Annotated in this window: 11 protein-coding genes and 3 pseudogenes; 11 read left to right on the forward strand and 3 right to left on the reverse strand. The window is 32.0% G+C overall.

Translation table 11 applies throughout. The annotated features are described in order from the left end of the window. The first annotated feature begins 248 nt into the window (after positions 1 to 248). From ACX9TM_RS12665 to ACX9TM_RS12675, 3 genes are all read left to right on the forward strand, one after another. Positions 249 to 953: a 4'-phosphopantetheinyl transferase family protein gene (locus ACX9TM_RS12665; protein ID WP_002195517.1), complete on the forward strand. Its 705-nt coding sequence runs from the start codon at positions 249 to 251 to the stop codon at positions 951 to 953. Beyond that, on the forward strand, positions 940 to 1662 hold the full coding sequence (locus ACX9TM_RS12670; RefSeq protein WP_001172947.1) for a thioesterase II family protein: 723 nt from the start codon (positions 940 to 942) through the stop codon (positions 1660 to 1662). The genes ACX9TM_RS12665 and ACX9TM_RS12670 overlap by 14 nt, the downstream gene beginning before the upstream one ends. A gap of 1479 nt (positions 1663 to 3141) precedes the next feature. Beyond that, entirely contained in the window at positions 3142 to 3414 is a 273-nt protein-coding gene (locus tag ACX9TM_RS12675; RefSeq protein ID WP_065382389.1) for a hypothetical protein, read from the forward strand. Here the strand turns inward: ACX9TM_RS12675 and ACX9TM_RS12680 are convergent. Next, positions 3367 to 3957, reverse strand: coding sequence for an erythromycin esterase family protein (locus ACX9TM_RS12680; RefSeq protein ID WP_065382390.1), 591 nt, complete (start codon positions 3955 to 3957; stop codon positions 3367 to 3369). The genes ACX9TM_RS12675 and ACX9TM_RS12680 overlap by 48 nt on opposite strands. A 496-nt stretch (positions 3958 to 4453) precedes the next feature. Between ACX9TM_RS12680 and ACX9TM_RS12685 the strand changes: the two genes are divergently transcribed. Further along, the gene (locus tag ACX9TM_RS12685; protein WP_000655736.1) at positions 4454 to 5101 is read left to right on the forward strand and encodes a lysozyme family protein; all 648 of its coding nucleotides are present in this window, start codon (positions 4454 to 4456) and stop codon (positions 5099 to 5101) included. Positions 5102 to 5412: 311 nt separating this feature from the next. Further along, positions 5413 to 5919, forward strand: a complete 507-nt coding sequence (locus ACX9TM_RS12690) for a GNAT family N-acetyltransferase (protein ID WP_000470150.1) — start codon at positions 5413 to 5415, stop codon at positions 5917 to 5919. Between the two features lie 366 nt (positions 5920 to 6285). Here the strand turns inward: ACX9TM_RS12690 and ACX9TM_RS12695 are convergent, their stop codons facing one another. Beyond that, complete coding sequence (locus ACX9TM_RS12695) at positions 6286 to 6471, reverse strand: hypothetical protein (RefSeq protein ID WP_002196003.1); 186 nt, start codon at positions 6469 to 6471, stop codon at positions 6286 to 6288. A 933-nt stretch (positions 6472 to 7404) separates the two neighbouring features. Here ACX9TM_RS12695 and ACX9TM_RS12700 point away from each other — a divergent pair. After that, positions 7405 to 8823, forward strand: a complete 1419-nt coding sequence (locus ACX9TM_RS12700) for an S-layer homology domain-containing protein (protein ID WP_000680975.1) — start codon at positions 7405 to 7407, stop codon at positions 8821 to 8823. A 24-nt stretch (positions 8824 to 8847) separates the two neighbouring features. Next, positions 8848 to 8961 (forward strand): annotated as a pseudogene (locus tag ACX9TM_RS12705) (polysaccharide deacetylase); the annotation flags it as partial. Here ACX9TM_RS12705 and ACX9TM_RS12710 read toward each other — a convergent pair. Further along, a pseudogene (locus ACX9TM_RS12710) lies at positions 8949 to 9056 on the reverse strand (peptidase M56); the annotation flags it as partial. The pseudogenes ACX9TM_RS12705 and ACX9TM_RS12710 overlap by 13 nt on opposite strands. A 747-nt stretch (positions 9057 to 9803) precedes the next feature. On the opposite strand from ACX9TM_RS12710, the gene ACX9TM_RS12715 reads away from it, so the two are divergent. The 4 genes and pseudogenes from ACX9TM_RS12715 (at position 9804) to ACX9TM_RS12730 (ending at position 14688) form a co-directional block, all read left to right on the forward strand. After that, positions 9804 to 10136 carry a hypothetical protein gene (locus ACX9TM_RS12715; RefSeq protein ID WP_000433519.1) on the forward strand — a complete coding sequence of 111 codons (333 nt, stop codon included), beginning with the start codon at positions 9804 to 9806 and terminating at the stop codon, positions 10134 to 10136. 116 nt (positions 10137 to 10252) lie between these two features. Then, positions 10253 to 10765, forward strand: a complete 513-nt coding sequence (locus ACX9TM_RS12720; protein ID WP_065212723.1) for a protein kinase — start codon at positions 10253 to 10255, stop codon at positions 10763 to 10765. 509 nt (positions 10766 to 11274) lie between these two features. Next, positions 11275 to 12990 (forward strand): annotated as a pseudogene (gene colA, locus ACX9TM_RS12725) (collagenase ColA); the annotation flags it as partial. 660 nt (positions 12991 to 13650) lie between these two features. Further along, complete coding sequence (locus ACX9TM_RS12730; RefSeq protein WP_001066665.1) at positions 13651 to 14688, forward strand: serine hydrolase domain-containing protein; 1038 nt, start codon at positions 13651 to 13653, stop codon at positions 14686 to 14688. Positions 14689 to 14808 lie beyond the last annotated feature (120 nt).

Raw genomic sequence — 14808 nt, forward strand, 5'->3', positions numbered from 1 at the left:
AATATATTAAGAGCATTACTTTTTAAGGGGATAATGTAAAAAGTAATTGGTAGAGACATAGAAATCTTTGTAATAGAAGCGAATGCCTGATGATATTACTGAGGGAAGGTGCATATTTTCATTGATATGTAAATATGCACCTTTTCTATTGTATATGCAATTTAATAAAGTTAATTTGAGTTTCTGTAACGTTCATATATGAAGCCATTCTTTAAAAAAGGACGTGATTTATCATACAAATTCACGCTGTGAAAATACCAAAGAATATTGAAAGTCATTTGTTTAAGAAACTTAGTAACTTGGTTTCAAATGGGAAGAAAGAGCGAATGAAGCGATTATTAAATTCATGCGACATTAATAGGACCCTGATAGGGGATTTACTAATCCGATCTCTAATCTGCCAAAAGTATAAAATTAATAATGAAGAAATTAGATTTATATATAATGAGTATGGAAAACCTTTTGTTGAAAACTTTTCTGACTTTCATTTTAATCTGTCACATTCAGGAGAATGGGTGGTTTGTACTACTGCTAATTTTAATGTGGGTATTGATATAGAAAAAGTTTCAGAAATAGAGGCTTTTAAATTAGCAAAAGAATTTTTTTCAGCGGAAGAATTTTATGATATATCTAATATGAATTCTGATGAACAAATTAATTATTTTTATGATTTATGGACATTAAAAGAAAGCTATATAAAAACGATTGGAAAAGGGCTTTATACCCCATTAAATTCATTCTCTATAAAAAAAGAATCACGAACTTTAATTTCATACAAGCATATACCTAAAAACTTTTACTTTAAACAATATAACATTGATCCAAATTATAAGTTATCTGCTTGTGCAACAAGAGATGAATTTCCTCAAGAGATAATAATTAAAGACATTTATACAATTTGCCAAACTATATACAAATTTGAAAGTAAGGAGAAAATCAATGCAGAAGACTAAACTTTTTTGCTTTCCACATGCTGGGGGATCTGCGTTTAGTTACGCAAAATGGAAAAATCACTTTAATCCATATATTGAGGTAGTCCCGGTAGAGTTAGCTGGTAGAGGATATAGAATTGAAGAAAACTTGTACCAAAGTATGGAAGAGGCAGTAAATGATGTCTACAATAAAATAGTTATGCAGATAGATGATTCGCCCTACATTCTATTCGGGCATAGCATGGGAAGTTTGATCGCCTATGAAGTAGCCAGAAAAATAAAAGATTCTAAAAACGTATCGCCTGAATTTCTTGTTTTGTCCGGTAGAAATCATCCAAATAGTAAAATAAGAAATATCCGACATAATCTTTCTAATGAGCAATTTAAAAGAGAAGTTATTGCAATGGGAGGTACACCATCTGGGGTACTGCAATCAGAAGAATTAATGGAGATCTTTCTCCCTATTCTAAGAGCAGATTTTAAAATCGTTGAGACGTATATTCATGACAAAAATACACAACCATGTGATATTGATTTTCTTATATTTAATGGGGAAAATGATGAATTCACTACATATGATCAAGTAATAAAATGGGAACGATACACAAGTAAAACGTGTACTTTTCATTCTTTTGAAGGTAATCATTTCTTTCTAAATGAAAATATTGAAGAAATAGCAAATAGTATTAAAAGAAAGTTAGATTCTAAAAGATTATCAAATAGTTTTTAGAGTTTTATAAGTATGCTCATAGCTAAAAATATTAAAGGGTTTGAAGTATACACTTCTTGTGCAGATATGCATGGCAAAAAGACAATCGAGTACATTCGGTGGTCTTTTTCTATTTTTATGGAGTTTGTGGCGAAATGCTAGACTTGCTAGATTGTGGATCTGCGGGTTCAAGTCCTGTCATTCCGACCACGAGGGGGTATAATTTAAGGGTAAAACAGGGGCCTCCAGAACCTCTGATGTGGGTTCAATTCCCGCCATCCACTTATACTTGTTCATTAAAAGGTTTCACAAACAATATGTAATACGTTATGGGTACTTACATAAATTTATTGATTTTCAGTTAAAAAGTATTGTGCGATTATACACGTTATGTTACAGTTATATTACTAAATTGTTACAAAATATCATAAATGTTTCGATATTATTTCTTGTTATTTCCGTAATGTTACAAAAAACTATAAATATTGTTATGTGTATAGGAGTGTGTGTAGTAAAAAGTCTGAGTTGAAAGTACGTGCACACTTTAAATTTCCTTTTTGTCTGAATGAAGAAGACTACCAACTAATTAAGGGCTTTAAAGTAACCACTTTAAATAAAATGTGCTTCCTTTCCCACACACAATTGAGTACATATTTAAAGTACAGTCTAATTGCTACACAGACTCTTGTACATATAAACATTAAGGTGAAATAGAGATAAGAATTCATTACATAAAAAGCATTACCAAGCTAAACGTACAAAATATCATCTGTGCATTTTGATGAAATGTTAAAATGCCTAGATGATATTTTTTTGAAGAATTCTTGGATATGTTTATGAATAACAATTCTTAATACTTAATGATTCTCTACTACTAAAACATCCGATAATTTATGTAATTAGATTTATAGGGTGTATGTACATTCACTTATATAGGGAAAATGAGGTTTTTCATATGAAGTATAGTTATAAAGTGTTTATATTTATTTGGACAATTATTTTATTGTTTTTTCTACTTTATTTTGGTTACAGTGAAATTTCCGAAAACGAGCAAATGCCAGTCATAACAATCAAACAATAAAAATAAGAAATACTACAAAAGCAAAACATAATAAAAATAGATACCCGAAAATGTTTAAGAACAGGAACAATTACATGCATAAACAACCTTACGATTTCCATGCATACCCCACGTCATTTGGGCAATAGGGGAAAAGTATTATTATTTGGCGTGCGCAATCTTCCATCACTAGTAGAAACGGAAAGTTCCGTATACCTGCTGAAGGAGGAAGATGTCTACCTGCCAGGGGGCGGATCTATTCAGCATCTAGAAATATTGGAATTAAAAGTGTAGAAAACAAATAGTGAAAAGGGAACATATCTTGTGATTCCTTTTTTATTCTTGTAGATAAGTCTGGGGAGAAAACGGGGATTTCTGCACGTAACATAGATCTCATCGGTATACTAATTGTGTTTTACGTATAGCTGGGAGTTGGTGTGATGGTATTTGCAATGGATGTGAGATTCCGTCATTCTTTTCATGAAATTGAATCATTAGACATTCCAAATATATTGTTTCCGAGTCAGTGCAGGAAATTGTATCAAGTGATTGGAATCGGCATTCAAGAAGAATTCCGCAATCCCTATGTCATTATAAAAGAGCAACATGGTTCCGTTACATTCCGATTACCAGAAGAATTATCAACATGGGTGCAGAACAAATTATTACTTGATAAAGGGGGCCAGTTTGTTTCCATACTGCATTTCAGTTAGCCATGCGAAGTTTTGTGCCATTTTTTGATCTCGGATATAAAAAGAATAGTCTGTCAGGTTAGGTGAGGAGATGCCACCTCTGACTTTCACATCATACGTAGGATGTGGTGTAACTTGAATCAATTCAGATTTATGATTCTGAATAAACATTCTAACCTTTTCAAACTTGTTAATTACAGGCTGTATCTCCATTTTAAACCGATCATAGGGATATGTTTTATTTTTATTGTAATACCTATCCAGTTCAATCAACTCTGACACTGCTGTATCAAATTCACTCTTTACTTCAGGATTTACTTTTTGCAACCATTCTTTTGCATAAGAGCGGAATGAAGATTTATAAAACAAATTCATATCAAAACCAGCTAATGTGAGTGGCTTTCCTTTTTCTTTTTGTTCTTTCATATAGGTAAATAATTGTTCAAGTTCTTCAGTTTTCCATACAGAGTATAAGGATTGTTTCATCGCTTCTGTAGCGGTTGAGTTATCAAAATTTTGCTGAACATCTGCTGCTTCCCAAAGCCCTGTTTCAAATGCAATCACATCATATTCCAGGTGTAACAGCTTGAGAGGAAGTGCTGGAAGACGGGATCCCTAAGAAAGCAAAAAAACTAGGTGTGAAATAATCAGTTATTTGTGATGGTGGATTCTCCTAGGTGGAGGGTTCGCCGTTTTTTATTATATGTTATGTTGTGGTTTTTATATAAAGCATATTGAAAAGATGGATTAAATCTTCTGGAATGATGTCTCCATAATTAATAACTTGTACAATAACCTTTCAATTATCACTAAATCCATTCATATCAACAAGTTGTCCCATATATCCCTTTGTAGCAATATCTTTTAAAGTACGCTAAAAAATACCCTTTATTTTATCTTTATCTTATCTTTACCTTATCTTTAAATTTTTATATTAAACTTAAAACCTTAAAGTATTGATGTTTGAGTCTAAAAAGGGCGGGAGATAGATGTTCATTACATAGTTTGTAAATAACCAATTACCTTTGAAAAATTAAATTTTTTATACGAGGAGGAATATATGAAGGATACAAGTAAAAAACAAATTATAAAAGTGTTCCTTATTAGTATTTTAGGCTTAGTAATAATACTTGGAATGCTATATTTTAATCATAAAACCAATATTCAACAAAATAAAGCGCAAGCCACCGAAAAACGTGTATTGCAATATGAGTCTACCTTAAAAAAAGAATTAGAAAAATATAATTTAGGAGAGAAAACACCAATTTTATTAGGAATTATGTATCAAGAGAGTAGAGGTGAGGGAAACGATCCTATGCAGTCATCTGAATCACTTGGATTAAAGCCAAATGAAATTCAAGAGACAAGCTTGAGCATTGAACAAGGGGTAAAACACTTTGCTAAAATGTATAAATATGGAACGGACAAGGATGTTAGCATGGATACAATTATTCAAAGCTATAATATGGGGTCAGGTTATATTGATTTTGTTGCTAGTCAAGAAGTTAAACAACACTCGGAGGATTCAGCCAAAAAGTTTTCTAAGATGAAAGTTGATCAAAATCCAGCGATGTATACTTGTGGTGGAAATAAAAATAATTTTAGGTATCCATATTGTTATGGTGATTTCACATATGCCACAAAGGTAAATGAAAAAACAAAACTTATTGAAGAACTTCTTCGAAATGTACATAGCTCTTCTAAATAAGTTGCAGAATAAAATATAATGATACCGTCAGTTAATAATAATAATAATAATAGCTAAGAAAAAACTACTTCCTTTCTTAATTCACATAATTTTCAAAAATAAATCCTGTGGATGTTAATATTTGTTATATAATATATTTGTCAAAGCATTACCCCTAAAGTTTCTACAGTCAATCTGTAAGATAGTTTGTTTGGCTCGTATATTCACCTTAAAACAAAAAGAACTTGTAGAGAGTCCTACAAGTTCTTTTTGTTTTAAGGGTTAAATGTGGATTTAAAATATAGTTGCAATTTTTTGAGGGGGAAAAGTAAATGTTTATAAAAACAGAAAGATTATTAATACGGAAATTTGAGTTCAAAGATTGGCAAGCTGTTCATGAGTATACATCAGATATCAATGTTATGAAATACATACCTGAAGGGGTTTTTACTGAAGAAAATACAAGAAACTTTGTGAATGAAAACATTGGTGAAAACGCTAAGAACTTTCCTGTAGTATTAATTCATAAAGATATTCTGATTGGTCATATAGTTTTTCATAAATATTTTGGTGAGCATACATATGAGATTGGTTGGGTGTTCAATCCTAAATATTTCAATAAAGGATATGCTTCTGAAGCAGCACAAGCTACATTGGAATATGGATTTAAGGAAATGAAATTACATAGGATTATAGCTACATGTCAGCCACAAAATACCCCATCATATCGAGTAATGGAGAAGATTGGAATGAGAAGAGAAGGCTATTTCAGGAAGTGTATACCACATGGGAATGAATGGTGGGATGAATATTATTACGCTATTTTAGAAGAAGAGTAGTGTTTCAGAATGCATTATTTAAATTGACACTCTTATTCCTAAATAGGCAAGTTGACTATCTTTATTGGGGATTCTTGCTACTAAAGGCGAAGTTTATTTCCGGTATCGCTGACGTGCAAAACTTTGTATAATCTGATCTTATCTCTAAATCACAACTGTTACCCCATCACCATCAAGTTAAAGTTTCGTTTTATTTTGCTAACTTGATGGTGATGTGACGTAACCTTAATTATTTAAAAATTTTAAAAAGGCCCATTAGTCATGTTAAAGGGACCTTGATCACGCAAATGATCTGTAAACCAATTCATTTTTGATATACAGATCATTTGTATAATAATTTTTATAAATAATTGCTAAATAGTGAATTTACATAAATACTTTTAGTAGTTCTTGAATTAATGGGATTGCTCCACCTATAAATTTTAAAACTGCCATTGCGATTTCCATATTATTCTCTCCTCTTTTTCGTATTAAGATGTAATAAATCTTTATAACTTTATTATAGTAAGCGCTTACAATAATAACAATACATTTCCGTATGCAATATTGCATATTTATACATTAGATCTCTATTATTCATTTTTTAATGGTACTATAGCGAGGTGAGAGTCTTTAAGGGTTCTCCTTAATAGGAGGAAATATGGAAAGAGTGCAAGCGATTTACAGTAATCAAAAATTTAAGAGTTGGGTTAAACAGGTATTAGCTGTAGGAGGAGTAATAGGGTGCTGTTATTTGGTGTTATATGTTTTCTGTTTCTTAGTTATCATGTAAATAGTATACAACTAAACTAGTAGAGTCTTGCCTAGAGAGGTAAGGCTCTTTTATTGTAGTACCTGGAGATGAGCAAACTACATACAATATCTCTCAGGTTTTTCAGATCACTTTGTAGGATTCCTTGTTTAGAACACTAATTAATATCATTGAAAACAGAATTCTATGGATAAAAAATATGTTTTTACTAGATACATACTAAAAAGATAAGCATAAATTATATTAGATTTTGGCAAAATCTTTTTGAATTGGAAAAGGATTTAAATCTTACTTATAGACTTGATTCCTTTTTATATAATATAATCCTTATATTGATACGTAAATATAATACAGTAATAATAAATTAAAAGCAAGAATTTTAGTAGCGGTACGTTCACACATCCATCAACTTAAGATTTTCAAACAAAAAATTCTTTTTTTAATTGATTAATAGTAAACGAGAAAGATTGGCAAATTAACAACTAAAGAGATTTCTTCAGGTAAAATCTATCAAAAGGTCCTTTACAAAATTTATACATAAGTCAATTATAAAATCATGTAAATATTATGTATTTTTGTAAAAGAAATTCATTGACACTTGTGTATATAAGTAACTATACTCGTTACATCAAATTGAATGCGTGATAATACGATTTTATTATTATTACAAACATGTAAATATAAAAATAGAAAATCTCAATTTGATAAATACAATGGTAGAGGTGTTTATTTTAATGAAGCACAAATTAATTGCAACAGGTATCCTTGCAGGAGCTATATTATCCTATTCTTCTAATATTTTAGCAGATACTCATAAATTCCCTGATGTTCCTACATGGGCTGATAAATCCGTTAACTATTTAGTTGATAAACAGGTATTAAATGGTTATCCAGATGGAACTTTTGGTTCAAATGACTCCTTAGACAGAGCTTCGGCTACAAAAATTATGACAAAAGTTTTAGGTATAAAAATTGACCCTAATGCAAAACCATCTTTTACAGATTCACAAAACCACTGGGCTACTCCTTATATTGCTGCTGCTGAAAAAGCTGGTATTGTTAAAGGTGAAGGTAATGGAATCTTTAATCCATCCGGAAAAGTAACTCGTGCTGCTATGGCTACCATGCTAGTAAATGCATATAAACTACAAAGCACAGCAAATCATAACGAGCAGGTTAGATTTGAAGATTTAAAAGGGCATTGGGGAGAAAAACATGCCAATATTTTAATAGATTTAAAAATTTCTAATGGTACCGAGAACGGTTGGCAACCAAATAGATTTATAACACGTGCTGAAGCTGCTCAACTTACTGCAAAAACAGATATGTTACAACAAAATTTAAACGATGAAAAAGAGGTTATTACTGCTACCTCATATGAAGATTTAAATTTAACAGTGGCTTCGAAAATTACAGCTCAAGAGATTGATAGTTTTATTGCAAAATATCATTCAGATAGTCCCTTAGTTGGACATGGACAAGATTTTATCAATGCGCAAAATCAATATGGCGTGAGTGCTCATTATTTAGCGGCGCATGCGATTTTAGAATCTGGATACGGAAAATCAGAAATCGCATATCAAAAACATAATTTATTCGGTCTACGTGCATATGATGGAGATCCGTTTAAATATGCGAAATATTTACCAAGCTACGGCGATAGTATTGCTTATAACGCTAATTATGTACGAGAAAGATATTTAGAAGAAAGTGGTATGTATTATAACGGGTCAACATTAACTGGCATGAACGTGAAATATGCATCAGATAAAGGCTGGGCTAAGAAAATTGCGGGTATTATGGAACGTATTAAACCGTTTCGTGTAGAAGACTATACATATGCAAAAAAATTACCAAAGAATCCTGAAACATTAGATGTCGACGCGTTATCTAATGAAATTCCATATAAAATGTATGCAGACGGTTCAAGCTCAAATGTTGTATCATCAGCTACTTACTATCAGGTACCTTATCCATTTAATTTAAAAATTAAAAGTAGACCAGATGTAGCTGTCGAGGAGAATAAAGTTGGTACAGTAACTCCTGGAACAACCATCTTTATTTATCGTGAAGATCCGAATGGATGGGTAGAATTCTCTTTTGAAGCTAATGGAGAAAAATATTGGACATTAAAAAATAAATTAAGTATGTAATTAAAAAGATCTATTTCACTAGTTTTAAAAGTATGGGATTGGACAATTGATTCTCTAGATTGGAAATACAATAAATTACCCGTTGATGTAGCAGCTGCAAAGATTATTCAAAATGTCTTAGCAGGTGCTACATCCGCATACTTTTTCGGGAAAATGTTGCGCAAAGTAGGTTCATTTTCAACACTATCTCCTGGTTCACCGTAATCTTCAATGATGTAATATTCTTTATCTTTAATGTATATATTGAATATACAAATATATTGTGTTATGATGTGAATTAGAAACTCGCGTGTTTCAAATACAACATTTTTATCTTTTTGATGACCTCTTATCTTTCCGTAAGAGGTCCTTTTTTATCCCTCCGTATTGCATAGCCGCTAAAATACTATGAAAAGATACTAGAGACTACTACAATGTGATATTCTCTAGTATTTTTTCTTTATCCATATTATCTATTGTTGGGTAATTGATGAATTGTTAATTTTTGTATAATTTTCACAAAATAACTTTGAACCATTATTTATTTCAATATAAAATAATAAAGGTATATATATGAATAGGTATGTCCTTTTTATGTGATGATAATGCGAATTGAAGCGTAATACTGAAACGGTAAACGAGAAGAATCAGGGCCGAAACAGATAGTAAGGAGCAGACAATACTTATAATGAAAACGTTCATAATGGACTGTCTATGGATGGAGAAAAAATACGAAAAGATAAAAGGGGCAAATGAATATGAACAGAGCCTTTAAAGGTACCGTATTAGCAGGGATAAGTGTGGGTTTCTTGCTAGCTGGTTGTACAATAGAAACATATGTCCTAACGCAGTCCAGAATATAAGCAAGTAGATTAAGTATTCTAAGCAGATAAATGAAGACTATAGCGATGAAGAAATTGAAAGACAACTAAGAGGTATAGCATCCTGACTTTCTAAATAACATGAGTGTTTCTATAGAATGAATCCTTAGGAGGGCTATTGTGGAACCTTTAATCAATGCTATTTTATACTTTGTATTTTTATTTGGAGCACTGTTTCTTATACTGGGTACTGCATTGGTTTTATTAATCGCGGCTGCATTACCAGTAATCTGGAAGAAAAATCTATCATTCCTAATGATTAGCTTAGGTATAAATATACTTGTCATTCCATTGTCTTTTTTTATTGGCGGGATGGCAACAGATTCCCCTGGTAGTACGATGCACGATTTTTGGGAAGTATTTTTGTTTATTCAGATATTTCCGTTTCCCCTAGTACTGCTATCTTTAGTTTGGTGGCTTGTGCGTCGAAAAAAAGAAAAAGTTCATGTGTAGCGTTTTTAATGCAAATAAGCTGTCCGTTTGGGCAGCTTATTATATTTATTACTAAGCGTGATTATTTCCAAAATGAATGCAATACCACTATACAGTTAAATTGAAGGTGAACCATATTGAAATCTTATCAAACTTTAGCCCACTTGTATGCATTAGGACTAGGCTGCGGACTTTGGAATAGAGAGGAGGTTATTTCATGGTGCGATAGGTTGATTGAAGCAAATGATCACCCGCCATATGAAATTATGGAGATATCTTTAATGTCTAAAGCAAAGCTGATATATATAGAATCGGCTTTACTGTCATATAGCCGCATAGTTGATGAAAACCCCTCGGTAAACATCCTTCTTTCAGTCTTAAATGAAAAGTTAGTAGTTCAGAAATGGAATATTAAACAAGCTATTACTTGCTCTACTCGATTACTAGTAAATAGAGGCCTGTATTGGGAAGAAGAATATTTTGATTTATACAGCCTTAATGATAGCTATGACTTAGCACAGGAAGGTATCCATTTTAATGAAAAAGATGTGATTTCTGCTTATATCGATACATTAGGTGTTTTTCGCGTCCATTTTAACGAGTTTGAAGATCTCTATTTACAAGTCATGAAACAGAAGTGGCAAGGGTAGAAGGCAGGAAAAAGAATCATTGGATCGTAAGAGTTACTTCCTGTATTTATCACCAAATTTATCTAGCCAAGACAAATCTGTCTTCGTGTTGATGAATTTTTGTCTCTTAATAACTTAATGCTATCGTTTTTATTTTTTCCGACAGCAAGCTAAGTTAGCATGTTTAATGCATAATGAGACGCCTGTAAATGAGCATTACTATTTAAATTTTTACCAGAGAGTAATTTAGTTAATTAGTAGAAAAAGGAAGGGGCCTATTTGGCTCCTTCCTTTTTCTCATACATACATAACGCTTGTTGACAACTTATGAAATAATAGCATTCATCGCTATTAAAATATAACATTAAAAGCAATTAATTAGATATGTAATTTTGCATATATTGTACTATTTCATGAATAGGAACAAAACTATTTATCTCTTTCTGTATGGAGACAAATAGATTTAGGTTTACTTAAGTTAAGAAGATCTGATCATTGATTACTGGTTAAACCATATTTCTACGTATTTGAAAAAAATTATATTTGATGACGGATCTATTGTCTTTAAGACGGGAGATAAAGTAACAGAAGAAAAAATTAAGAGATTATATTGGGCAGCCAAGGAAGTAAAAGCACAATATCACCGTGTAATTGGAAATGATAAAGCACTAGAACCGGGTAATGCTGATGATGTACTAACAATAGTAATTTATAATAATCCAGATGAATATCAATTAAATAGACAATTATATGGATATGAAACAAACAACGGTGGAATTTATATTGAAGAGAAGGGGACTTTCTTTACATATGAGCGTACGCCAAAGCAGAGTATTTATAGTTTAGAAGAGTTGTTCCGTCATGAATTCACTCATTATTTACAAGGAAGATATGAGGTTCCTAGTTTATTTGGAAGCGGAGAAATGTATCAAAATGAACGGTTAACTTGGTTCCAAGAAGGGAATGCAGAATTTTTTGCAGGATCTACACGTACAAACAATGTTGTTCCACGTAAAAGTATAATAAGTGGCTTATCATCTGATCCAGCAAGCCGTTATACAGCAAAGCAAACTTTGTTCGCCAAATATGGATCTTGGGATTTTTATAAGTATTCCTTTGCACTACAGTCTTATTTGTATAATCATCAATTTGATACATTTGATAAGCTTCAAGATTTAATCCGTGCAAACGATGTGAAAAATTATGATGCGTATCGTGAATTATTAAGCAAAAATACACAATTGAATGCAGAATATCAAGCATATATGCAGCAGTTGACTGATAATCAAGGTAAATATAATGTACCTCAAGTAACAAATGATTATTTAATTCAACACGCACCAAAGCCGTTAGCTGAAGTGAAAAACGAAATTGTAGATGTAGCAAATATAAAAGATGCAAAAATTACAAAACATGAGTCGCAATTCTTTAACACATTTAGCGTGGAAGGCACGTACGTTGGTGGGATATCAAAAGGTGAGTCTGAAGATTGGAAAACGATGAGTAAACAAGTAAATCAAACTTTAGAGCAGTTATCCCAAAAAGGGTGGAGCGGTTATAAAACAGTTACAGCCTATTTTGTAAACTATCGTGTGAATGCAGCTAATCAATTTGAATATGATATTGTTTTCCATGGTGTTGCGACAGAGGAAAAAGAAAAAACGACTACTATAGTAAATATGAATGGACCATACAGCGGGATAGTAAATGAAGAAATTCAATTCCATAGCAATGGTACAACAAGTGAAAATGGAAAAGTTATTTCTTATCTATGGAACTTTGGGGATGGTATAACAAGTACAAAAGCGAATCCTACCCACATATATGGAGAAAAAGGAACATATACTGTGGAACTAACTGTGAAAGATAGTAGAGGAAAAGAAAGTATAGAACAGACAAAAGTTACTGTAAAACAAGATCCGCAAACAGGCGGGTCCCTTGAAGAAGAGAAGATACTCCCGTTTAATACGCTTGTAAAAGGAAATCTGGTTACTCCTGATCAAACAGATGTTTATACGTTTAATGTTACAGATCCAAAAGAAGTAGAGATTTCTGTGGTAAATGAACAAAATATTGGGATGACATGGGTACTTTATCATGAATCAGATATGCAAAATTATGTAGCTTGTGGTGAAGATGAAGGAAATACTATAAAGGGAAAATTCGTAGCGAAACCAGGGAAATATTATCTGAATGTGCATAAATTTGATGATAAAAATGGTGAATATTCACTATTAGTAAAATAAATTCATTTCCGATATGTATACGAGAGTTGTATTTTAGGAGGAGTCTGTCACGATAGGCTCCCCCTATTTTTTTATTTATAAGGATGAAACTAAGCTTCCAACCTGTGTTCCGATTGGGAGGCATACAGGTGACACTCCAGGATTTAGTACTTTTGCTGAAGTACACTTGACGGAGAACGCATGCTTGTTATCAGGTTTGAGTAATACGAAAAGCGCTAACAGTCAGGATTCTTCTTCCATTTGGTGAAAAGGAAAAAATTTTCATGGAACAATAATTTCTCAAGTAGAATATTTTGTTATGTGGAAAATAAAGTAAAATGAATATTTACGTTATAGAAGAAGCGCTGTAAAATATTGTTTATATTAAGATTTTTTGTATATTTCAATAATTAATTCTATTGGCTTTCATTCCAATCAAAAAACTGTCATAAAAAAAGAGGGGGAAGACATTGTTTGCTAAAATTTGTTTGTAAAAGCTTTTAACCTGTTAAGAGCAATCCTAAGGTAGACTATTAATTTCTTTAATAATTTTTGCTTTCCTTTAGTACTTGGCATAATGCATTAAAAAGTTTAAATTTTGAAAGGAGAATTTGACATTTTATATATATAGTATTTTTTATTGTATTCCTAACCATTCAAAGAGAAGGGGATGTGATTAAGGTGAATAATACATATAATGAAAAGACGCATACATTGATTAAACAATTATTAAAAAAGTTTTCACCAAAAGTTCCTGGCTTTGCATATATGGCCAGTTTTGATAGCGGAGTAACGTATAAAGGTGCAGTTGGCTTAGCTTCTATAGAGGAAAATCTACCGATAACCACAAAGAGCGTTTTTAATATCGCCTCAGTTTCTAAACAATTTACAGCGTTTTCTATATTACTCTTAGAACAAGAGGGAAGATTGAGTTTAGATGATTCAATTGTAAAGTTTGTCCCTTCTATAGGAACATATGCTGAACCAGTAACATTGAGGCATCTAATTCATCATACTGGCGGACTAGTTGATTATATGGAATTGGCTCATGCGGAAAATATTGAATTTACTGATATATTAACTGTGGAACAATCGCTAAAACACCTTAATGGTCATCAAATTGCAAGGTTCCCTGTTGGCACAAAATTTGAGTATAGCAATACAGGATATTTTTTATTGTCATTGGTGGTAGAGAAGGTAAGCGGGAAGTCTTTACGTCAGTTTGCAAAAGAACGTATTTTTGATTCTTTAAATATGAAAGACACAACAATTGTAGATTGCTACCCAACTACTATATCAATTGCTAGGGGGTATTCAAAGAATGAACAAGGAGCATATATGGTCTATGAAAGCCCTTGGGAACATACAGGTGATGGGGCAGTTCATGCAACAGTCGAAGACCTGGTAAAGTGGGGAGAAAATTTAACTACAGGTACCGTTGGCGGAAAAGAACTTGTTAAAAGAATGAGCGAAATAGGTCCGGAAATTTCTCCAACTAGGGAAACGATTATTGACAATGAAGATTATGCTTTTGGGCTAAGGCTTGCAGAAGGTTTTAACTGTCGATACTTGGAACATTCAGGTAGCTGGGCAGGTTATCGTTCATACTTCATGCGGTTTCCAAAAGAATATTTGACTGTTGTAGTACTAAGTAACTATGATGGATTTGACTCTAAAAAATATGCTAATGAAATAGCAGGAATTATTTTAGAAAAGTAAAAAATAGGGTGTAGAAGAGTATCTGGATTTGGTTAACCACACGTTGTTTTAGGGTGTAATTGATTTTGGGAACGGAAGGCAGGCATATATTTATGCCTGCCTTTTTTGTATTAAAATGAA

Source organism: Bacillus sp. LH1 (assembly GCF_057924895.1).